The 19,088-nt window shown below is 66.2% G+C and carries 21 protein-coding genes; 15 read left to right on the top strand and 6 right to left on the bottom strand.

Annotation, left to right across the window (positions count from 1 at the left end; genetic code table 11):
* Window positions 1–82: 82 nt before the first annotated feature.
* Window positions 83–409 (top strand): sulfate permease, encoded by a 327-nt coding sequence (locus tag P5G46_RS14120; protein ID WP_408905917.1) that lies wholly within the window; start codon window positions 83–85, stop codon window positions 407–409.
* A gap of 10 nt (window positions 410–419) precedes the next feature.
* On the opposite strand, the gene P5G46_RS14115 is transcribed toward P5G46_RS14120, so the two are convergent.
* Together P5G46_RS14115 and P5G46_RS14110 are read right to left on the bottom strand one after the other, a co-directional pair.
* A complete protein-coding gene (locus P5G46_RS14115; RefSeq protein WP_408905916.1) occupies window positions 420–2,543 on the bottom strand; it encodes a DEAD/DEAH box helicase in 2,124 nt (707 codons plus the stop codon).
* Complete coding sequence (locus tag P5G46_RS14110; protein ID WP_283716790.1) at window positions 2,534–3,421, bottom strand: HamA C-terminal domain-containing protein; 888 nt, start codon at window positions 3,419–3,421, stop codon at window positions 2,534–2,536. Before P5G46_RS14110 ends, P5G46_RS14115 begins: the two co-directional genes overlap by 10 nt.
* 147 nt (window positions 3,422–3,568) lie before the next feature.
* Here P5G46_RS14110 and P5G46_RS14105 point away from each other — a divergent pair, with 147 nt between their 5' ends.
* Window positions 3,569–3,997 carry a very short patch repair endonuclease gene (locus P5G46_RS14105; protein ID WP_408905915.1) on the top strand — a complete coding sequence of 143 codons (429 nt, stop codon included), beginning with the start codon at window positions 3,569–3,571 and terminating at the stop codon, window positions 3,995–3,997.
* Here the strand turns inward: P5G46_RS14105 and P5G46_RS14100 are convergent.
* The gene (locus P5G46_RS14100) at window positions 3,987–5,165 is read right to left on the bottom strand and encodes a hypothetical protein (protein WP_408905914.1); all 1,179 of its coding nucleotides are present in this window, start codon (window positions 5,163–5,165) and stop codon (window positions 3,987–3,989) included. The two genes, P5G46_RS14105 and P5G46_RS14100, sit on opposite strands and share 11 nt — an antisense overlap.
* Window positions 5,166–5,316: 151 nt before the next feature.
* Between P5G46_RS14100 and P5G46_RS14095 the strand changes: the two genes are divergently transcribed.
* The 5 genes from P5G46_RS14095 (at window position 5,317) to P5G46_RS14075 (ending at window position 11,828) form a co-directional block, all read left to right on the top strand.
* Window positions 5,317–6,477, top strand: a complete 1,161-nt coding sequence (locus tag P5G46_RS14095) for a DNA cytosine methyltransferase (protein WP_408905913.1) — start codon at window positions 5,317–5,319, stop codon at window positions 6,475–6,477.
* Window positions 6,478–6,557: 80 nt separating this feature from the next.
* Window positions 6,558–7,712, top strand: coding sequence for an SIR2 family protein (locus tag P5G46_RS14090; RefSeq protein WP_408905912.1), 1,155 nt, complete (start codon window positions 6,558–6,560; stop codon window positions 7,710–7,712).
* Complete coding sequence (locus P5G46_RS14085; RefSeq protein WP_408905911.1) at window positions 7,705–9,468, top strand: ATP-binding protein; 1,764 nt, start codon at window positions 7,705–7,707, stop codon at window positions 9,466–9,468. The genes P5G46_RS14090 and P5G46_RS14085 overlap by 8 nt, the downstream gene beginning before the upstream one ends.
* A 646-nt stretch (window positions 9,469–10,114) precedes the next feature.
* Window positions 10,115–11,422 (top strand): PP2C family protein-serine/threonine phosphatase, encoded by a 1,308-nt coding sequence (locus P5G46_RS14080; RefSeq protein WP_239275976.1) that lies wholly within the window; start codon window positions 10,115–10,117, stop codon window positions 11,420–11,422.
* A 148-nt stretch (window positions 11,423–11,570) separates the two neighbouring features.
* A complete protein-coding gene (locus P5G46_RS14075) occupies window positions 11,571–11,828 on the top strand; it encodes a nuclease (RefSeq protein WP_239275975.1) in 258 nt (85 codons plus the stop codon).
* A gap of 3 nt (window positions 11,829–11,831) precedes the next feature.
* Here the strand turns inward: P5G46_RS14075 and P5G46_RS14070 are convergent, their stop codons facing one another.
* Window positions 11,832–12,179, bottom strand: coding sequence for a four-helix bundle copper-binding protein (locus P5G46_RS14070; protein WP_408905910.1), 348 nt, complete (start codon window positions 12,177–12,179; stop codon window positions 11,832–11,834).
* On the opposite strand from P5G46_RS14070, the gene P5G46_RS14065 reads away from it, so the two are divergent.
* A complete protein-coding gene (locus tag P5G46_RS14065) occupies window positions 12,169–12,348 on the top strand; it encodes a hypothetical protein (protein ID WP_408905909.1) in 180 nt (59 codons plus the stop codon). The two genes, P5G46_RS14070 and P5G46_RS14065, sit on opposite strands and share 11 nt — an antisense overlap.
* A 28-nt stretch (window positions 12,349–12,376) precedes the next feature.
* Here the strand turns inward: P5G46_RS14065 and P5G46_RS14060 are convergent, their stop codons facing one another.
* Window positions 12,377–13,450, bottom strand: a complete 1,074-nt coding sequence (locus tag P5G46_RS14060) for a mechanosensitive ion channel family protein (protein ID WP_239275973.1) — start codon at window positions 13,448–13,450, stop codon at window positions 12,377–12,379.
* Between the two features lie 146 nt (window positions 13,451–13,596).
* Between P5G46_RS14060 and P5G46_RS14055 the strand changes: the two genes are divergently transcribed.
* Together P5G46_RS14055 and P5G46_RS14050 are read left to right on the top strand one after the other, a co-directional pair.
* Window positions 13,597–13,878 carry an ArsR/SmtB family transcription factor gene (locus tag P5G46_RS14055; RefSeq protein ID WP_239275972.1) on the top strand — a complete coding sequence of 94 codons (282 nt, stop codon included), beginning with the start codon at window positions 13,597–13,599 and terminating at the stop codon, window positions 13,876–13,878.
* Window positions 13,875–14,267, top strand: a complete 393-nt coding sequence (locus tag P5G46_RS14050; RefSeq protein WP_275438117.1) for a VOC family protein — start codon at window positions 13,875–13,877, stop codon at window positions 14,265–14,267. The genes P5G46_RS14055 and P5G46_RS14050 overlap by 4 nt, the downstream gene beginning before the upstream one ends.
* Before the next feature lie 24 nt (window positions 14,268–14,291).
* On the opposite strand, the gene P5G46_RS14045 is transcribed toward P5G46_RS14050, so the two are convergent.
* Window positions 14,292–14,750 carry an acyl-CoA thioesterase gene (locus P5G46_RS14045; RefSeq protein WP_239275971.1) on the bottom strand — a complete coding sequence of 153 codons (459 nt, stop codon included), beginning with the start codon at window positions 14,748–14,750 and terminating at the stop codon, window positions 14,292–14,294.
* Window positions 14,751–14,930: 180 nt separating this feature from the next.
* Here P5G46_RS14045 and P5G46_RS14040 point away from each other — a divergent pair, with 180 nt between their 5' ends.
* The 5 genes from P5G46_RS14040 (at window position 14,931) to P5G46_RS14020 (ending at window position 19,088) form a co-directional block, all read left to right on the top strand.
* On the top strand, window positions 14,931–15,446 hold the full coding sequence (locus tag P5G46_RS14040; protein ID WP_239275970.1) for a hypothetical protein: 516 nt from the start codon (window positions 14,931–14,933) through the stop codon (window positions 15,444–15,446).
* A gap of 71 nt (window positions 15,447–15,517) precedes the next feature.
* Entirely contained in the window at window positions 15,518–16,117 is a 600-nt protein-coding gene (locus tag P5G46_RS14035) for a DUF305 domain-containing protein (protein ID WP_239275969.1), read from the top strand.
* A 110-nt stretch (window positions 16,118–16,227) separates the two neighbouring features.
* Window positions 16,228–16,932 carry a response regulator transcription factor gene (locus P5G46_RS14030; RefSeq protein WP_239275968.1) on the top strand — a complete coding sequence of 235 codons (705 nt, stop codon included), beginning with the start codon at window positions 16,228–16,230 and terminating at the stop codon, window positions 16,930–16,932.
* Window positions 16,932–18,314 (top strand): sensor histidine kinase, encoded by a 1,383-nt coding sequence (locus P5G46_RS14025; RefSeq protein WP_375096061.1) that lies wholly within the window; start codon window positions 16,932–16,934, stop codon window positions 18,312–18,314. Before P5G46_RS14030 ends, P5G46_RS14025 begins: the two co-directional genes overlap by 1 nt.
* Before the next feature lie 63 nt (window positions 18,315–18,377).
* Window positions 18,378–19,088: a DUF2993 domain-containing protein gene (locus P5G46_RS14020; RefSeq protein WP_239275966.1), complete on the top strand. Its 711-nt coding sequence runs from the start codon at window positions 18,378–18,380 to the stop codon at window positions 19,086–19,088.

Here is a 19,088-nt window from a genome sequence, read left to right as displayed (position 1 = left end):
CTCCGCGACGGTATGACCACCCCGCAGGCTACGGGCGGTCCTTTCAGGTTCTTGTCGCCGAACCCCTGGAAGGACTGTGACCATGTTCCGGGTCATCTGGGCGGCGAGCGTCCGCACCCACGGCATCCTCAGCTACGCGCCCACCAACCTCCTCATCGCCGCCACCCGCACGCGCCGGGGCCTGCGCTGGGGCATCCCCGCGATGCTTCTCGCGATCCCGTACCTGCTCGCCGCCTACTGGTGCGTCACAATGATCGAGAACGGCGGCCCCGGCTGGCTCAACCTCATAGTGCTGCTGTGCGCGTGGAACTCGATCAAGCTGACCCTCAACGGGCCGATCACGCTGGTCCTGCTGTGTGGTGCTCTGATTCGGGAGTCGAAAGCTAGGCGTCAGGCGATCTCGGTCTGACGCGCTCTGGTCAGAGTGTTCGTTGGGTGTCTGCGAGCATCTCACGCTCGAAGGGGCCGAGCGTTGAAGGCGGTACGTCGATCTCTCGGAGCCTGTCAAGGACTTCATCTAGCCCCGATGCTCGTCCTAGATCAAGTTGATGCCGAAGTTTGAGCGTGAGCGAAACCGGGAGGCCATACTCTTCCAGCACGGCAGCAAACGGTGGGAGGAACAAGTTCTCCAGCTCGTTGGCGAAGACCGCGGTGCTGCTCGCGGTGAACCTATCCGCACTGAACGCGTCGTTTGCGATCTTCTCTACCGCGGCGAATGCAGTCGGGATCTTGAACTGCGCCCAGTTCCTCAGGAACTCAAGCTCACTTTCCATAGCGTCATCCGCTGATGTGCCCCTGGACACAGCCTGCTCGACAAGCGCCTTGAAGTCACCTTGCTGGGACCGAAGCATGTTGACTCGCGCGCCGAGCTGTTTCGCGGTCCGCACTGCGTTTCCCGACCCCGTGAGCGTGAACAGCAGCGGCGCGAGATCCCTGACCTGTGCGCTGGTCGGATATGTCCCGTTCCACGCGAGTGTCCTCATCCACCGGCGCCTATCGGAGGTGATCTGATCTGCTGTCTCCAACTGCCACGAGAGCGGAACACCCTTGTTCTCTCGGAGCGTCTGGAGACTCAGCAGCGTCTGTTCCAGGTACGGCCGCAGCTGTTCCTTGCTGCGCGGCGTCAGCTCCGCTTCCGGCAGGTGGATCAGGATCTCGTCTGCGACGTCGTCCGGCTGGGAAAGGATCGGCGCGTCGACAGTGAGGTCGGCGGCATGCGGCTCAGGGTTGAAGACGACGACCCGCCCTACGAAGTGCCGGAACATGCGTCCCGAGCGTCCTCGAATGTTGCTGAAGGTGAAGTAGTCGTACTTCTTCGTCGCGATCTTGTTGTCGAGCACGATGACGGACTTTGCCGATGTGTTCACGCCTTCGATCAACGTGCTCGTGACGAGCAGATACGGCAAGCGGCCTTCGTTGAAGAGCCGCACGATGTGGTGAGCCAGGGCACGGGGCAACTTGCCATGGTGCACGCCGATCCCGTGCCTGAGCGCCTTCCCGACATACCAATCCGGATGGTATGCCTGCCCCACCCAATCAGCGACTTGGCCAAGCACCGGATGAAGATTGCCTGCTCCGACGCCACGGTCCACGAGCCACTGCGTCACCTCCCGAACGCGTGGAGGGGACTTGCAGAACACCAGAGTCCCCGGCCCGGTCTCCCCGCAGACGGCGGCCAGCGCATCCGGCAGCTCTGCAGCATCGGCGTGGACTCGATCGACATCGGTCACGACCGTCGTGAAGCCCGTGTTCACGAACGACGCGCGAAGTCTCTCGCTTGTTCCACCAGTGATGCTGGCGATGTTCGGACCGAGGAGGTAGAACTGGGCACCCGTCGAAAGAAGCCGGTGGAACAGAACGTTCAGCTGAACGGCGCGGTCATCGCTGTGGTGAGGGTCGAGCTTGTAGAACTCGTCGATCACGAAGAAGTCGAGATCCGGGATATCTCCCAGTTCGAGCAGTCGCTCCTGGGTCATCACGTACAAGTTGCGCTCGCCCCGACGCTGAGAGCCGTGCGTGATCACCTTGTACCGGTCGGCCAGCTTCGCGAGCCGGCGCCGTGTCTCGTCCATCAAAGCAATCGTGGGGACGACGACCGCGGCATTCCTGTAGCGACCGGCGGCGAGGATCGCATCAACAACCAAGCTCTTCCCGAAGCTTGTCGGCGCGGAAAGGATGACGTTCTCGCCGCTCATCAGGCGTTCGTACACTGCGGCCTGTTCTGCGTGAAAGACGACATCGTCACCGACCGCAGGGGTTGGTCGGTGCATCTCGAATGCGAGGCGATCTGCTGTGGGCAGCTCGGCGATGTCGCGCAGATAAGGAAAGAGCCCGTGCTCTCGGACCAGGCCTTGCAGGATCTCGTGCAGCGGAGTCGAGAGCTCGTCTCTCCGTGCTAGGAAACGGATGAGCAGCTCGCGCGCCTCATCGCGATCGACGAATGCGCCGTGGACCCCGATGTCGGCCAGCAGCCTGAACGCGTTATCCTCGTCGAGGTTGGCGCTATGGAGCTGTTGTCTTGCTTCGACGAGGTTCAGCGCCATCGGCTCAGCTCCTGGTCGAGTGCGTCGGTCAGAGCCTTCTTGCTCCCCATCGGCAGGAGGAACAGGCGCACTGTGACGGGGAGGTTGCTATCGATCGCGTTGCCGAACTTGATCCAGGCGCGGCGCACCTCGGCTTCGAGAGCCTCCCGATACTCGGCACAGACATGGTCGTGCGCGGCCGTGGCCGAGCTCTCGTATGCGACGAACACAGGAACGACGATGCGGTCGAAGACCTCGTCCAAGGATGTGTTCGGGTGCATGAGCCTTCGTAGCTCACCACCGTGAGGATGGTCGTCGTCGATCTTGTCAGCGATAAGCGCGAACTCGGAACGGAGGTAGTCCTGGTCGAGGTGCTCGTCGAGGTCGGTGGCTACTGATCGGATCGCCGAAGTCAGGCTCTTGTAGAACTTGGCCTCGCCCAGCCAGAGCTGGAGCTCATCTCCCTCGTGGACGCAGTGGACGGCGTCGAACCCCTTGTATGTGTCGTTCGACGCTGTCTTGAACCACACCTTGTTGATCACGGTGTCGCTGCCGAAGAACTGGCGACACACGGCATGTAGCAGGACTTCCCCGGGGACGCCGCGGTCATTGCCGTTGCCGAAGGTGATCTTGACCGCTCGGCGCGCCAGCTCTGTCGCCCGCCCCGGGGTGAGCATCGCGCGCTCGGAGCGTCGCAGTGCGAAGTCAAGCGCCCAGTCAACGACATGGGTCGCCAGCGCGGAAGCGCGCCAGCTCTTCAGCTCGTAATCCACGGTCAACGCCATCAGCGACGGCGAGAGCGAGGGGTCGTGCACCGAGGCGGACAGGAGGGCCACGGGAAGGTCGCCTTCTTCAGGGCCGCAACTGCATGACCGCTCGTCCAGGGTCTGTGCAGTCATTGGTGCTCCTCGTCGAAAACAGCCTCCTACGGCTGAATATATCCGTGAGAATCGTCCTTGAGGGCCGAGACACACCCGTCACGTCCGCCGGTGTCAGGGTCGGAGGCATGGCTCTTGCTGCCGCCGCAATGCACATAGCCTCGAACCATGTACACGCCGTGGGCTTCGAGCGCTGCCGCCCGGAAGACCATGCAGGGCAATCGAAGTCGTGACACGCAGGCGGAACTGGCGGTGCGCCGCCTGGTACATGCCGCGGGACTGCGATACCGGGTCAACGCGCGACCGGAGTGCGACCTGCGTCGGACGGCAGACCTGTTGTTCACCCGCGCCCGCGTGGTGGTGCTCATCGACGGCTGCTACTGGCACGGCTGCCCTGAACACTTCAAGATGCCGTCGACGAACCGCGACTATTGGGAGGGCAAGATCGGCCGGAACCGGCTCCGAGATGTCGAGACGACCGAGTTGCTTGAGGAACGGGGCTGGCGCGTGCTGCGGTTCTGGGAACACGAAGCCCCCGCCTCTATCGCAGCGAGCATCGTGGATGTCGTGCGCGGTCGGCGAGCGGTCACTCGCTGACGGCGGACAGGCTCTCCGCCCAGTCGTTGGTGATCGTCTGTATCGGTGCAAGGCGGTCGGGAAAGTCCTTGTGCCGCGCCATGAGTGAGGTGAGCCCGTAGCGGAACTCCCACCGTCCGGTCGGCGAGAAGAGGCAGGCGGCGACGACGTCGAACCCGTCGACGGGGTAGAAGCGCGAGGCGGGATCGCCCTTGGATGCGCGGGTCTTCTGCACTTCGACCTTGAAGCTCCCGCTGGCGGAGGTCTTCGGGCTCGCGTTCTTGCACTCGACCCTCATCAGCCTTCCGTCCGCGAGGGTGACGTTGAAGTCGTGCATCGCGTCCACGTCGAGCCGCTCGACCGCGGCGATGTCGGGCGATGTTTCGAGCAGGTGCTCCAGGTGGTACTCGGCGACCCCGCCGCGGACGGCGACGGAGAGCCGGTTGCGGCCGCCGATGATGTCGAGGATCTGCTCGCTGGTGAGCGCGAACTGCTCCTCCAGCACGTGCCGGCGCGGCAGCTTCTCGACCGCCGACTTGTCTGCGAGGGCGACGGCAGCCGAGTATCGCAGCGGCTGGTCCAGGCGCAGTGAGGTCGCTCGTCGTTCGAGACGCGCGTAGTCGATGAGGCGGTCGGGGGTGAACGCGACGACCGTCTCCAGATTCGTGGGGGAGCGGGGCTCGGAGCGTTTGGTGCCGGCCCGGTTGACCTTCTCCCACACGTGCCAGCCGGACGCCTTAGCCTGCTGGATCTCGGCGTCCTTGGCATAGAAGGAGATGCCCATGGGCAGTGGGTCCCAGAGGTTGGCGTCCAGGCCGAGGATTACGCCGTCGGCGAGGTCGACCCCGAGGATCATCGTCACATCGACGCCGGCGACATCCCGTCCGACCGGGTGCTCTCGCTTCCAGGACTCCTCAGCGCCGTAGCGGAGCTGGCCGCGGACCTCGTCGTCTGGGCGGTTCTTGATCGAGTTGCGGGTGACCCGGAAGGGGTAGACGAGCATTCCGATCCGCTCGTCGGAGTCCAGCTGCACGCCGAGGTAGACGGGTGCGCGGTGTGGGTCGCTCGCGTAGAGCACACGGCCGCCGGAGGCATGCACGGCGTCGAGGAGGAACGCGTGCAGGTCGCTGCGTCCCTGGACGCGGTAGACCTCGCCGAAGGCGCGTCCGGCGAGCGGCACTTCCTCCACAGGACCCCTTCCGGCTCGGGTTGCCTACCGATGTCCTTGGTCACGTTGGGCATGTCGGTGGCTGTCGGCAGACTCGTCTCGACGATACTGGTCAGACACGCGCTGCCCGCAGAGGCCGGGCCGTGCGTGCGCGTATAGGAAGAGGTGGCGTATGGGCGAGCAGCTCCCGGTGGTGAGCCTGTTCTCCGGAGCAGGCGGACTCGACCTTGCCGTCGAGCGTGCCGACGCCGAGCCCCTCGCCTCCAGCGACCCGGGCAGCGGCCTCCTTCGCGTGTCGGTCGCGACGGACTACAACGAGCCCGCGTTGCAGACGTTGAAGGCGAACTTCGACGGCGCCGCGACCCTCACCGGTGACATTCGACAGGTCCCCACCGAGCAGATCCTCGCCACCGCAGGGCTGCGGGCCAAGGAGCCTGTGCTGGTCGTCGGCGGGCCGCCGTGCACCCCGTTCAGCAAGTCCGGGTTCTGGCTGGAGCAGAAGCGCGAGAGCCGCGACCCGAACGCTTCGCTGCTGGACGAGTACGTCCGTGTCGTCCGTGAGTCACGCCCTGAGGCGTTCATCTTGGAGAACGTGCAGGGCCTGACGTATAAGACCCACAAAGCACAGTTCGACCGGCTCCTCAAGGGACTCGGCGAACTCGGCTACAACCCGCAATGGAAAGTGCTGCTCGCCGCGGACTACGGAGTCCCGCAGCTGCGCCGCCGCGTGTTCGTCGTCGGCAGACGCGACGGTGAGAAGTTCGAGTTCCCCGAGCCCACCCACTCCGGGTGGAGCGAGCACAGCCGCACCGTCGACGCCAGCAAGATTCCGCACGTCACTGCTTCCCAGGCGTTCGCCGGGTTGCCTCGACTGGTTCGTGCGGCCGAGGACGAGATCGTTGACGGCAACTACGGGCAGCTCGCCGCCGAGATCCCGCCCGGTCAGAACTACCTGTGGCACACCGAGCGATACGGCGGCCGCAACCACTTCGAATGGCGGAGCCGCTACTGGACCTTCCTGCTCCGGCTCGACCCCAACCGGCCCTCCACCACGCTCCAAGCACAACCGGGGCCGTGGGTCGGCCCGTTCCACTGGGAGAACGTCCGCACCGCCTCCGGCGAAGAACGAGCACGACGCCTCCGCGTCAACGAAATGCTCCGACTCATGTCGTTCCCCGACGACTTCAAGATCGACGGCACCCGAGCAGACGTTCAGCGCCAGCTCGGCAACGCCGTCCCGCTAGAACTAGGCAAGGCCGTGGTCCGGGCGCTGATGGATCAGCTTGGCTACCTCGACCGGCATCAGGCTGTCCGGGAGGTCGTCTTCGCCTGATCGCTCGCGGCGCTATCATCTGAGCCAGACGTTCTGCGCGTCGCGCCTTCGCGCGCGGTACCCTCCCGTAGCCTTTGCTCATGCCAGGCCACGACGTCGTCCGCTTCGTGAACGGGTTGAGCGAGAAGCTCGCATCCCGCTCGCGGCATGTCTGCGTCTTCATCGGAGCAGGCGCGTCCCGCGCCTGCGGTCTTCCCGACGTGACTGGTCTTGCGCAGCACATCGACCAGGCTCTGACAGGTGACCAGTCCGAAGCCTTCAAGCGCCTATCGCAAGGGCGCAACCTGGAGCAGGTCCTGAGCCGGGTCAGGCGCATAGCAGCCCTTCTCGACCATACGGACGATTTGGTTGACGGACTCAGCTCGCAAACAGCTCGCGAACTCGACCTAACGATCTGCCGGCTGATCATCAGCCAGCTCGCCGTGGCCAACGCTCAGGTTGACCCGGCGCTAAGGCTGGCAGCCTGGGCGGCGAGGGCGGACTACCACCACGCCCTCGAACTGTTCACGGTCAACTATGACCTCCTGATCGAGACCGGACTAGAAGCGCTCGGCGTTGCATATTTCGACGGGTTCGTCGGAACGCTACGTGCTCGATTCAGGGGAGATCTTGTCGAAGAGACAACTGCGACAGATCGCGAAGCCCTCCCACCCTTCCTCGTTCGCCTGTGGAAACTGCACGGTTCCGTTCACTGGACTTGGGACGGCGACGCAAATCGAGAGGTCGTCCGACTTGGTGCACCGGTGCCAGATCATCGTCCGGCAGCGATCTACCCGTCCGATGCCAAATACGATGAGTCACGCCGTGTTCCGTTCGTCGTTCTGCAGGATCGCTTGCGGCGCGCACTTCACCAGCCAGAAAGCCTCGTCCTAATTACCGGATACTCGTTCGGCGATCAACACTTGAACGAGATCATCTTCGAAGCTGCACGACGACGCCCCCGCTCCGAGTTCATCGCCTTCTGCTTTGGCGTCATCCCCGACGAGGTCGCTCAGTTTGCCGTGACTACGCCGAACTTCCAGGTCGTCGCGCCGGCCGAAGCCATTCTTGGGGGTTTGAGGAACAACTGGGACGAACCGTCTACAACCCCCGACGATACGTGGGCGAAGGGGACATTCCAGTTCGGTGACTTCGCGAACCTCACACGATTCCTCGCCCGCAGTTCCCCACCACAAGGCGAGCTGGAGGCGCGTCTCAGTGAGTTGCTGACCGCGGCGACGAAGTCACATGGCTGAGCGCGAGCCAACATGCATCGGCCGAGTCAGGCACGTGCTTGGTGCTCAGGTCACGGTTGCACTCGATCCAGACCTCGCGGGAGCGGCTCCGATATTTCGTGGACAGTTGCAGCGAATCGGCCAGATCGGATCGATCGTCCGAATACCGCAAGGATTGGTCGATCTCGTCGGACAAGTTAGCCTCCTCGGAATTGCTGAACTGAGCGGGCCGTCTCGACCGGTCGAAACGGTCCAAGTAGGTGAGCGGTGGCTTCAGGTTGAACTCCTTGGAGAGATCAACCGTGGTACCGGCTCCTTCCAGCGTGGTATCGGAAGTTATCCCGGACTTGACGATCCCGTCCACTTCGCGACGCCCGGCGACCTTCAAGCTTTGTTTCCTCCCCAGAGCGAGGCCACCGTGCGAGTCGGGAGGCTCGCTGCGGCTGAGGAAGTCCCAGTGTGTGTGGATGCCAGTAAGTTCGTGACCCGGCACGTTGCGGTGGTGGGCTCCACAGGTTCCGGCAAGACGAGCTGCGTGGCGTCTCTGCTTCAAGGATTCGCGAGGGGCGGGTGGGACGCCGCGAACATCGTCGTCATCGATCCACACGGAGAGTATGCCGACGCCCTCGGCGAGTTTGCATCTGTTCGATCTGTCCTTGGAGAAGGAGCAGGAGGGATACGCGTCCCATACTGGGCGCTCCCCGCTAATGACATCTTCCTCGCCCTCGCGGGCGCGCAGGGCGGCGCTACGACACAGAGCAGATTCGCTGAGCTCGTGACAGCTGCCAGACGTGAGTTTGCGCACGGAGCGACGTGGCTCAGTATCGACGATGCCGCAGTGACGGCGGACACACCAGTCCCCTTCGACATCCGAAGTGTGTGGCATCAACTCGACGCAGAGAACAACGAGACTCACAGAGTCCTGCGAGATCCGAGTACCGCTGCCCTCGAGCACGACGGCGACGCCAGCCGACTCGAGCCTCGGCGGTACGCTCCGCACGGCGCCGGGAATACTGCCCCGTTCAAGGGGCCGTTCCACGGGATACACGGAACAATGCCCGAACTGCTCAGGTTGGGCCTGCTCGACCCGCGGCTATCGTTCCTGCAACAACCGCAAGGAGACAAGAACGGGCGCGATCCACTCGTCGGCGAAGTCGCCAACTGGCTGGGCGGCGAACGACCAGTCTCCATCCTGGACTTCAGCGGCGTCCCCGAGACCGCCAGCGAACTCGCAATCGGAGTCATCCTGACGCTCATCTTCGAAGCTGCAATCCGAAGTCCGAAGTCAGGCGATGGGATCGGTAGGTCTCGACCAGTCCTCATCGTTCTCGAAGAGGCCCACAGATATCTCGGTGATAGCGCGATCGCCATGGCTCGCAGGGCTGCGAACCGCATAGCTCGCGAAGGCCGCAAATACGGTGTCGGGCTGATGCTAGTGACACAACGCCCCTCAGAGCTTCCTGACACTGCCCTGGCCCAATCGGGCACGCTGATCGCCCTACGGCTCAGCAACTCCGCGGACCAGGCCAAGATTCGAGCCGCGCTACCCGATAGTGTCTCCGGCCTTGCAGCGGTGCTCCCTGCACTTCGAACGGGCGAGGCCATCGTCACGGGGGAGTCCATCTCGCTCCCCGCACGTGCCTTGGTTGACCCGCCAAGTCCCTTTCCTAACGCCCACGATCCATCCCTGGACGCGTGGCGATTGCCGAGCACCGTTCCAGATGTCTCGGCAGCGATTGATTCATGGCGAGGTACTTACAACACGGAGGAATCATGATCGACTGGCGACCAGTAGACGGCTCATCGCGCATCATTGCTGAAGCCTTCATTGCCGAGGCGGAGACGATCCTTGTTCGATTTCCGAATGGAGTCGAGTGGGCGTACTCGGCCTGTACCTCAGCCACCTGGGAGGAGTTCACGGCGCCCGGCCAGTCGCGTGGAGAGTACATCGCAGCGGTGCTGAACGCGAAACCACACGGGAGATGGGGCGGATGATCGAAGCGCGCCTCGATCTCATGTAGAAGCGAGGCTGGTAGGCGGCTGTCTTGCGAATGAGGCCGGGAGTGGACCAATCAGGTGACCAACAACCTGCAAAGCCTGCAAAGCCTGACGTGCAGGACGCGCTCCTGAAAAGTAAAAGTCCTGGTCAGGTGGGCTATGAGGACTGCTCCTGCCACCTGGGGGTCAAGGGGTCGCAGGTTCAAATCCTGTCATCCCGACAGACGAGGCCCGGACTTCCGCAGAACCGCGGGGTCCGGGCCTCTTGTCGTTTCCTCCTCCTGCTCAGGCGCCACCCTCATTCACCTGCGCCGAGCCACTCCGGCCGTCCCCTCATCCGCCTCCGGACGACACGCGAAACCTTCGCCCGTTCCCCGCACACGGCGGAAACGCCGTGACCGCGTGCGGTCGTGTTGACTGAGGGCATGACGCAGTCGGCGACACGGAATCCCTCCCGGACTGTCAGGGTCGCGCCGCTTCGGCCCTCCGCGGCGCCCGCGGTCTGGGAACCGCTCGTCAAGCAGACCGTCGTCGCGGCCCTGGTCGTCGGGGCGTCTGTCGCGAGTGCGCTCGTGCCGTTCCTGCTCGTCACGAACGAGACGGCCCTGTGGGGCGGCTCCGCTCTCGTGGTCTTCCTCCTCCTGGTGTCGGGGCTCATGGTGCGCTGGCCGGCGTTGCGCCGTCTCGAGATCGCGGTTCCCATCGCCGACTTCGTCGCGATCGGGATGCTGCGCTTCGGTACCGGCGAAAGCCAATCCGTCTTCCTCGCCATCGTGGTGCTTCCCGTGATCTGGATCGCGGCGGGCCGGGAACGGTGGCGGATCGTCGTTCCTCTGCTCGGGGTCTGTCTCACGCTCCTGCTGCCTCTCGCGCTCGCTCCGGGGAGGGGGCTGACGCCCAGCGAATTGGTACGCCTCGTGATCGCCGTGTTGGTGTATGCGACGGTCGGCGCGGTCGTCAACGAGCTGTCGCGGAGGTCGCTCAACAGGCTGACGGCGGCACAGTTGCGCCGCAGGATCGCCGAACGCGAGGTGTCTCAGGCAGCCGCGGTGCAACGCTCCCTTCAGCCCCTCGACGCGTCGGCGCTGCCACCGCAGTTCGCCGTCACGGGGGCGTGCGTTCCCGCGCGCACGGTGGGAGGCGACTTCTTCGACTGGTATGCCACCCCGAGCGGCGGTGCCGCTGTCACTCTCGGCGACGTGATGGGCAAAGGCGTGGGAGCCGGGATGATCGCCGCCGCGGTGCGCACCGTCATCCGCAGCAGCATCGACGCCGACGACCCGGCGGCAGCCTTCCAACGAGCGGCTCAGGGGCTGAGCACGGGTTCGCCCGGAGAGGGCACCGACCAGTTCACGACGTGCTTCCACGCCCGGATCGACGCGGACGGATTTCTCCGCTGGGCGGATGCGGGCCACGGCCTCACTCTCCTCCGACGCGCCGACGGAGAGACGACCTTCCTGCGTTCGACGCATCTGCCCATCGGCTTGGGAGTCTCGTGGTCGAGCGACGCGGTCCGTCTCGCGCCCGGCGACAGTGTCATCGCCGTCAGTGATGGGGTGCTGGATCTGTTCGGCGGATCGTTGGATTCGATCGAGCGCTACCGGCAGTTCATCGTGGAACGGGCCGACATCGAAGCCATCGTCGACGACGTCATCGTCCGCGCGGCCGAGACGGAACAAGAGGATGACGTCACGGTCCTCGCACTCACGTGGGGGTCGACCCCGGCTCCGTGACGCCGGGGCGCCCGCGGCCGCTCCCGCGCGACGCACCCGAGTGTGTCGTGGGATGCCGTGGTGTTACGCCCCGCTACGCCGCCCGGCACCCCGTGTGATGGCATCCCGTACCTTCGTGTCATCCCACTCCACGAAGGCAGGTGAAGCCATGTCCCGCACGATCTCGTCGACAGTCCACCCGATCCAGCGCTGCATGGCCGCAGCCCATCCGTCCGCGTGGTGGGACGGCCTGGTGACGCACGTGGACGGCGCCGAAGCGACCATTGCGCTGCTGGACGGCACGGTCGTCCGCGTGCACATCGTCGGACCCGCGGCCGACATCGCGGCGGGGGAGCCGGTCGGCTACCACCCGGTCGCGGAGCTCCTCAGCGCGTCGGCCGTGCTCACGACCGCGCGCGCCGTCTGAACCTCAGACGGTCATCGAGGCCATCAGGGCCTCGCACTTCATGACCATGTCGTCGCAGGCCATCGCGCAGTAGCGGCACATCTCGTCCATGTCGGCGTGCATGCGACACTCGGCGGCGCACGCCTTGCCCATGGTCATGCAGGCCGTCATCATGGCCTTCATCACGTCCATGTCCATGCCGGCGGGGCGCATCATCATGTGCATGGTCGCCTGAGCCATCTCGACCATGTTCGAGCACAGGGCGCAGCACTTCGCCATCTCCGCGCCGTGCATCATGTCGCTGCCGGCGCACATCGCCGCCGCCATCGCGCACGCGTTCATCGACTGCAGGCACTCCTGCATGGCATCCATGTCCATGCTCATCTCGCCCATCGGCATGGACTTCATCATCATGGTCGTGTCCATCGGGGTCTCCCGTGTTCTCGTTCTGACAGAGGGGCCGGATGCCGCGCAGGGCTCCGGTGTACGCGCATGCTACGCCTCGGGTGCGTGTGCGCGAGAGGGTTGCCGAGAGACGTGATCACCGGATCACGCCGGGGTAGACGGGGTCACCGGACGACGGCCGCCTCGATCGGCCGCTCGTCGATCTGCACCCGCTGCAGGGGGAGGGCTTCGGGATGCGCGGTGCGCACCCACTCGGCGAGCTTCTCGCGCACCAGGCACCGCAGGTCCCACAGGCGGCCGGAGTCGTCGGCGCTCACGAGAACGCGCACCTGGAGCAGGCCACCGACGGCGTCGGTCACCTGGACCCCGTGCGCGGCGCGGTCCCACAGTTCGGTCTCGCCGAGGATCCTCTCGAGCTCGCTCCGCATCGAATCGACGGGAATGCGCCAGTCCAGGTCGAAGAAGACGGTGCCGAGGAGCGCGCGCCCGAGCTTGGTCCAGTTCTCGAACGGGTTCGTCGTGAAGTACGTGCACGGCAGGACGAGGGTCCGCTGATCCCATAGCTCGAGCACGACGTAGCTGAGCGTGATCTCCTGGATGCGGCCGTACTCGCCCTCCACCACGACGACGTCGCCCACGCGAATCGCCTCGCTGAAGGCGAGTTGCACGCCCGCGAACAGGTTGCTCAGCACCGACTGCGCGGCCAGACCCGCGACGATCGAAGCGATACCCGCCGAGGCCAGCACGCTCGCGCCGACGGCCCGCACGGCATCGAACGTCATGAGGATTCCGCCTGCCGCGACGACGACGATGACCACGATCACCAGGCGTCGCACGATCTCCAGCTGGGTGCGGATCTTGCGCGCCGAGAACGTGTCGCTCTCGGCGAGCTTGTAGCGCTGACTCCCGCTGTCGACGAAGAACAGGAAGAGCTGGGCGAGCAACCACGCCCCCGCGATGATGACCAGGATGCCGAAGAGGTGCTGCAGCCCGCCGCGGAGGTCATCGCTGATCGGAAGAGCGGACATCGACACCGTGACGGCGAGAATTAGCAGCGCAATGCGGAACGGCCAGCGCACCCGGTCGCTGAGCCGCGCCGCCCACCTCTTCCTGCGGCCGATGAGGGCGAGCGAGACGCTCACGACGATCATGATCGCGATCACCACACCCACCGCGACGCCGGCGACGATGGCGAATCCGGTCCAGCTCTGCCAGTTCTGCTCGATCTCTTCGGTCACGCGTGTCCTTCCGGGTTCGGTTCGTCCACGGTAGAGGCAGGGGCCGGGGGGAGAGCAAATGCGCGAGCGCGATATCGCGGCACGCGAACGCAGTCGGTCCGCGCGGGGTATTGATATGCAAGCAGATACTTGCCTATGCTCGCCCTGTGGGAGACGTCTACCAGGCCCTCGCCGACGCGACGCGGCGGCTCATCCTCGATGAGCTGTCCGAGCGCGACGGACAGAGCCTGTTCGAGCTGTGCAGCCGTCTGGCGATGCGGCACGGCGTCGCATCGTCGCGGCAGGCGATCTCCCAGCACATCGCCGTCCTCGAGGATGCCGGACTCGTCAGATCACACCGCTCGGGACGAACGAAGATTCACCACCTGCACACAGAGCCTCTCGGCGACATCGTCGCGCGATGGGTGAGACCAGAGGAGACATCATGAGCATCCGCATCACCACGACCAGTGTCTTCGTCGACGACCAGGCCAAGGCGCTGACGTTCTATACGGACACACTCGGCTTCGTCGTGAAGAACGACGTGCCGATCGGTGAGCACCGATGGCTGACGGTCGTGGGGCCCGAAGATCTCGACGGCGTCGAGCTGCTCCTCGAACCCGACGAGCACCCCGCGGCCAAGACCTATGCCGCGGCGCTCGCCGCCGATGGCATCCCGGCTGCGTCTTTCGGCGTCGACGATGTGAGGGCGACCCATGCGCGACTGATCGCCGAGGGTGTGCGATTCACTCAGGAACCGACGTCGATGGGCCCCGTGGTCACGGCCGTCCTCGACGACACCTGCGGCAACCTCATCCAGATCGCAAGCCCCGCCTGAGTCGAGGCGTAGCGACCGGTGTGCTCAATCGAGCCGGATGCTCCCGGTCGCCGGGTGCTCGCGCGGCATCCGGTCGCGGTCGTACGTGATGTCGGTGTATCCGTGCGGCTTCGGCTTGCCGTCTTCGTCGACGCTGACGAACACGATCCGCTCGATGGTGAGGATCCGCTTGCGCGTGATCATGTTGCGCACAACGGCGCGCATCGTGAGCGACGTACGCCCGAAATGCGTCGCGGTCAGGCCCATCTCGATCAGGTCGCCCTGCAGAGCGGATGCCTCGAAGTTGATCTCCGAGATGAGTTTCGTGACCACGCGGTAGTTGCCGAGCTGAATGATCGCGTAGATCGCCGCTTCCTCGTCGATCCAGCGCAGCAGACTGCCACCGAAAAGGGTGCCGTTGGCATTGAGGTCCTCGGGTTTGACCCACTTGCGCGTGTGGAAGTTGATGCCGTCTTCGGAGGGATGCCACTGCGGATGCGTCACGCGGGCAACGCTACCCCCGTCCTCGGGTCATGGCAGGGCGCGATAGGAGGACGATCCCGGGCGGAGGGAACGACCTTGCGGAGCGTCCATGGTCACGGCGGTCCCGCCGATGCCGAGGGCGACAGCCCGCGCGGCCCGACGGCGCCCGCGGCGTCGTTACCCTGGTGAAGGGAGGCCGGGATGTCGTTACTCGCCATCGCTGAGGATGTGCGCGCCGCGCGAACGCGGCGATTCTCCCTGCTCGCCGGGTTTCTGATCGCGGCGGCGATCACCGTCGGGCTCCTGTCCATGCATGTGCTGAACACCCACGGGACGATCGCCGGACATCACGGGACCGTCGCCGGACATCACGCGACCGTCGCCGGCGACCACGGAGACCACGGAACCGGGGCCGTCGCCCCCGACCATGGCGAGAGGGCGCAGGACCCCCGATCCGTCGACGCGGCGGTCGATGTCCGACCCCTCGAAGCGACGGCGGGCCCCGTGTGCGCCGGGTGTCCGTCAGATTCGTCGACGGCATGGATGGCGTGCGTCCTGGGACTGCTCGTCACGGTCATCGCGATGGTGGTGGTCGGAGCACGTTCCCGTCACCGAGACGACCTCGCTATCGTGAGCGCGGCTCTCGCTCGGCGGCGCTTGGTGCTTCGCTCTTTGCCGCCCCCTTCCCTCACCACTCTCTGCATCAGTCGTACGTGAGTGCTGCCCCGTCCCGACGGAAGGCACTGCACACGGCCCGCTCGGCGGGCACAACGACAGAAACGAGAGAGATGAAGAAGCGCTTCGCGGCCACGGCCGCACTTTCCCTGACGGCGATCCTCACCCTGGCGGGGTGTTCCGGCACAGGGGGATCCGGCTCCATGCCCGGCATGGACCACGGCTCGGGAGCCACCACGACGCAGAGCCCCGCGGCGGATGCCTCGGATGCCGACGTGATGTTCGTCATGATGATGATTCCGCACCACCAGCAGGCCGTGGAGATGTCGGACACGCTCCTGTCCAAGAGCGGTGTCGACGAGCGCGTCGTCGCCCTGGCAGAGCAGATCAAGGCCGCACAGCAGCCAGAGATCGATCGGATGGAGGGCTGGCTGCGCGACTGGGGGATGTCCATGGACGGTATGGGCGACATGGAGCACGGGGGCGGCATGATGTCGGCTTCCGACATGGAGGCACTCGAAGCCGCCGAGGGCCTCGATGCTTCCCGGCTGTTTCTGGAGCAGATGATCGAGCATCACCGCGGCGCCGTCGAAATGGCGCATGACGAGGTGAACGAGGGACAGAACACCGACGTCGTCGATCTGGCCCGCACGATCGTCGAATCGCAGGTGGAGGAGATCGCCACGATGGAGGATCTCCTGGCCACCATGTGAGGAGGCGGGGTCGGGCGTTGGCGCCCGACCCCGCAGCGGCGGGACCGGGCGTGCCGCACTCGCGGCCGGGTGGCGGTACTCGTCCTGGTCGCGCCCCTAGCATCGAGGTCATGGCCGCGCGCAAGAACGACGATGCACCCACGCGGGTGCTCGTCGTCGATGACGATGAGGGCATTCGCGTCCTGCTGGCGTCGGTCCTCGCCGCGCCCGGTCGAACTGTGGCGAGCGCAGCGACCGGTGCGGAGGCACTGCGCCTGGCTCGTGCGGACGAATACGACGCCATCCTGCTCGACCGGGTGCTGCCCGACGTCGACGCGGTGCAGATCGTCACGGCACTTCGGGCGGCGGCGCCGTCGGCCGCGATCGTGATGCTCAGCGCCGTCGACGACGTCGAGGCGCGAGTCGCCGGACTTCGACTCGGAGCCGACGACTTCTTGACCAAGCCGTTCCACGTGTCCGAAGTGCTCGCCCGCATCGATGCGGTGCGGCGCCGGGGGACACCGGCCGGCGACCCCGACGTCCTGCGCTATGCCGACCTCGAACTCGACCTTGCCGGCCAGCGCGTCCGCCGCGGCGGTGAGATCGTGCCCCTGACCCCGACCGAACTGCGCCTGCTGCGATTCCTGCTCGAGAACGCCGAGCGTGTCCTCTCGCGCGGTCAATTGCTCGACCACGTGTGGCGCTACGACTTCGGCGGCAGCGGTGAGGTCGTGGAGAAGGCCGTCTCCACGCTGCGCCGAAAAGTGGATGCCGGGCGTCAGCCGCTCATCCAGACCGTGCGGGGCTTCGGTTACTGCCTGCGCGTGGAGCCGTGATGACCGCGGTCGGGCGTCCCTCGATGGTGCGGACGCTGCGTCGTCGCATCCTCGTGGTCGTCGCCGTCGCCGGGGTCGTCCTCGCGATAGCGAGCGTCCTGGGCGTCCGCCTGATCACCCTGCGCACCGCAGAGACACACGTGCGTGTGACGGCGCAGACCGTGACCACGTGGCCGCGAGTCGGGCAGGACGGCCTCGTCATCGATGATGCGCAACTGCGGGCCGCCAACGTCGGATCGACGGTGGTGGCGCTCTTGGACGCCGAGGGTGACCTGGTCGCCGCGTCAGCGGATACCGCGACGCCCTTCGAGGACCTCGCACGGGTTGCGGGCTCCTTGAGTGGCGAGGAGACGGCCCGTGCCGAGATCGCCGGCCGCAGCGTGATGTTCGCGCGCGTCGACCTTCCCCCCGGCACGGCGTACGACGACGGAGCGACGACGCCTGTCGCGACGGCGTTGGTCGGTGTGGGGATGGAGGCAGCCGACCGCCTGGTGACCGCGCTCGCGCTGGCCGCCCTGGCTGTGTTGGCGGTCGTCCTGGTGCTGGCGGGAGTGGTCGTGACGCTGGTGGTCTCACGCACGACGCGGTCGCTGACAGTGCTCGTCGACCGCGTCGAGCGGTCGGATCTGGCCGCGCTCGCCGTCTCGCCCGCCGGGGAGTTCGGCGAGACCGAGAGCGTGGCCCGCGCGATCGAACGGCTGGACGGCCGACGGGATGCCACGGAGCGTCGGCTGCGCACGTTCGTCGCCGACGCGTCGCATGAGCTGCGGACGCCCCTGACGAAGATCCAGGGCTGGGCCCAGCTGCACTTCCAGCGTCCCGACGATGCCGAAACGACCGAGCGGGCGTTCGGCAGTGTCTCGGAAGAATCGGAGCGGATGCGCGTCCTGGTCGACCGTCTGGCCCAGCTCGCGCGCAGTGAGGCGACGTCGCCCGTGCGCGATCGGGTCGACCTGCTCGAGGCGTGTCGGGCCGCCGTCGAAGATGCGGCGCTTCTCGCACCCGATGCCGCCGTGGCGCTCGTGGCGGACGGTCCCGTCGCGGTCGACGGCGACCCGCACGCGCTCGCCCAGCTCGTCCGCAACCTCGTCGGGAACGCCCTCCGGCATGCCGGCGCCGACGCGTCGATCACGCTCGACGTGCACCGGGCGGGTGACGTTGCGGTCCTCGTCGTCGACGACGACGGCGTCGGAATGCCCCCCGACCTGCGCGACCATGCGTTCGAGCGGTTCGTCACCGGGGACCGCACGGCGGGCAGCGGTCTGGGGCTCGCGATCGTCGAAGCGATCGTCATCGCGCACGGGGGCGATGTCACGCTGGAATCGGAACCGGGGGCCGGAACGCGCGTGACAGTGCGTCTGCCGTCCGCGGCATCCGGCTGATTCGTCAGCCGATCGTCAGGACAGCGTCCGATTCCCGAGAGGTCTGTCCGCTGGCATGGGGGCATGGTCTCGAAACGTGCCGGAGCCTGGATCTGGACCGGCGCCGCTGTTGCGCTCGTCTCGGTGTCAGGTCTCGTCGTCGGGGAGGTCGTCGCGCGTGAGCAGCTCACCGCGCGTACGGCGTCCGTGAGCGGCTCCCTCCCGGGCGTCTCGATCGCACCCGTCGACGGCCTCGCCCTCGGGCAGCTGATCTCGGGGTCGATCGCGGTGCGCGTCACCGTGACGGATGCGGCGCTGGACGCCGTCGCGCGGTGCCGCACGGACCAGGACCTGACGGTCCGCACCGTCGCGGGCGGAGTCCTGGTATCGGTGGAACGCTCGCTCCGTGGTGCTCCCGTGACGGTCGAGGTGCTGCTCGTGGCGCAGCACGACGGGGCGGGATGGCGCCTCGTGGCGGACTCCGTGAGCGCGGCCGGCATCTCTCTCCCCGCGGAGCGAGCCCTCTCCCTGCTCTCCGGCAGAGGAGGGGAGGGCGCCGACGTTGCCGAGCGTCTGCTGGATGGCATCCCCCTCGCGCTGCCCGGAGTCCGGGTGAGCGATGTCGAGTTCCGCTCGGGGGCTGTCGAGCTCTCCGCCGGCCTGCCGCTCACACGTGACGACGACGGCGCGACAGCCGGCAACGGGTTCGCGGCGGTACGCGAATGCCTGGACCCGTCGGCATCCCCCGAGGTTTCCGATCCCCCTCCCTCCGAACCCTCCGACCAGGAAGGCTGA

Origin of the sequence: Microbacterium mcarthurae (assembly GCF_046064585.1) — a bacterium.
GTDB classification, from domain to species: domain Bacteria; phylum Actinomycetota; class Actinomycetes; order Actinomycetales; family Microbacteriaceae; genus Microbacterium; species Microbacterium mcarthurae.
The sequence above is the reverse complement of the archived record's forward strand: the minus strand, read 5'-3'. Positions and strand labels throughout refer to the sequence as shown.

What these genes read in the sequence shown, in the direction of transcription:
- P5G46_RS14120 (WP_408905917.1), top strand. Translation starts at nt 83, where the DNA reads ATGTTCCGGGTCATCTGGGCGGCGAGCGTCCGCACCCACGGCATCCTC.
- P5G46_RS14115 (WP_408905916.1), bottom strand. Translation starts at nt 2,543, where the DNA reads ATGGCGCTGAACCTCGTCGAAGCAAGACAACAGCTCCATAGCGCCAAC.
- P5G46_RS14110 (WP_283716790.1), bottom strand. Translation starts at nt 3,421, where the DNA reads ATGACTGCACAGACCCTGGACGAGCGGTCATGCAGTTGCGGCCCTGAA.
- P5G46_RS14105 (WP_408905915.1), top strand. Translation starts at nt 3,569, where the DNA reads ATGTACACGCCGTGGGCTTCGAGCGCTGCCGCCCGGAAGACCATGCAG.
- P5G46_RS14095 (WP_408905913.1), top strand. Translation starts at nt 5,317, where the DNA reads ATGGGCGAGCAGCTCCCGGTGGTGAGCCTGTTCTCCGGAGCAGGCGGA.
- P5G46_RS14090 (WP_408905912.1), top strand. Translation starts at nt 6,558, where the DNA reads ATGCCAGGCCACGACGTCGTCCGCTTCGTGAACGGGTTGAGCGAGAAG.
- P5G46_RS14085 (WP_408905911.1), top strand. Translation starts at nt 7,705, where the DNA reads ATGGCTGAGCGCGAGCCAACATGCATCGGCCGAGTCAGGCACGTGCTT.
- P5G46_RS14080 (WP_239275976.1), top strand. Translation starts at nt 10,115, where the DNA reads ATGACGCAGTCGGCGACACGGAATCCCTCCCGGACTGTCAGGGTCGCG.
- P5G46_RS14075 (WP_239275975.1), top strand. Translation starts at nt 11,571, where the DNA reads ATGTCCCGCACGATCTCGTCGACAGTCCACCCGATCCAGCGCTGCATG.
- P5G46_RS14065 (WP_408905909.1), top strand. Translation starts at nt 12,169, where the DNA reads ATGGCATCCATGTCCATGCTCATCTCGCCCATCGGCATGGACTTCATC.
- P5G46_RS14070 (WP_408905910.1), bottom strand. Translation starts at nt 12,179, where the DNA reads ATGGATGCCATGCAGGAGTGCCTGCAGTCGATGAACGCGTGCGCGATG.
- P5G46_RS14050 (WP_275438117.1), top strand. Translation starts at nt 13,875, where the DNA reads ATGAGCATCCGCATCACCACGACCAGTGTCTTCGTCGACGACCAGGCC.
- P5G46_RS14040 (WP_239275970.1), top strand. Translation starts at nt 14,931, where the DNA reads ATGTCGTTACTCGCCATCGCTGAGGATGTGCGCGCCGCGCGAACGCGG.
- P5G46_RS14035 (WP_239275969.1), top strand. Translation starts at nt 15,518, where the DNA reads ATGAAGAAGCGCTTCGCGGCCACGGCCGCACTTTCCCTGACGGCGATC.
- P5G46_RS14030 (WP_239275968.1), top strand. Translation starts at nt 16,228, where the DNA reads ATGGCCGCGCGCAAGAACGACGATGCACCCACGCGGGTGCTCGTCGTC.
- P5G46_RS14025 (WP_375096061.1), top strand. Translation starts at nt 16,932, where the DNA reads ATGACCGCGGTCGGGCGTCCCTCGATGGTGCGGACGCTGCGTCGTCGC.
- P5G46_RS14020 (WP_239275966.1), top strand. Translation starts at nt 18,378, where the DNA reads ATGGTCTCGAAACGTGCCGGAGCCTGGATCTGGACCGGCGCCGCTGTT.